Origin of the sequence: Colwellia ponticola (genome assembly GCF_005885605.1) — a bacterium.
GTDB classification, from domain to species: Bacteria; Pseudomonadota; Gammaproteobacteria; order Enterobacterales; family Alteromonadaceae; genus Colwellia; species Colwellia ponticola.
On sequence record NZ_SZVP01000190.1, the window covers coordinates 1 to 422 of the forward strand.

1 protein-coding gene is annotated in these 422 nt (G+C 37.4%); it reads right to left on the bottom strand.

The window, feature by feature from the left end:
• Positions 1-422 (bottom strand): glycoside hydrolase family 3 N-terminal domain-containing protein (locus tag FCS21_RS17915; protein ID WP_281279988.1); only part of this gene is annotated, 422 nt, incomplete at both ends.

The window sequence follows — 422 nt, forward strand, 5'->3', positions numbered from 1 at the left end:
AAAAGAACGGTAGCCAATCACAGGATTATTCGGATTGTTATTGATATCCGCTAACGGCGCTAAATTATAATGAATCCCAACTGATTTTAAGTCTAATCCTATTTGTTTCCCAACTTCGTAAACCAAGTTTTTTTGATTGTTCGGCAAAGCGCCAAGCGTTATTGCATACGGATATTGTGGTGTTTTTTCGACACGCATGGCTAATCCCCATTCGGCATCAATACTCATTAATAACGGAGTTGTAGCGCAATTTTGATACCTGATGATAAGTTCCTTTAAACGCTGAAAACTATCATCATTCAACACTATTTTTTTCTTCGTTTCATAATTCGTTGCTGCACTGGCTCGACTGTGAAAAAAAGTCAATCCGCCTATATTGTGTTCTTTGATTAATCTTTCGGTAGCCTGAATATTTTCTTCGG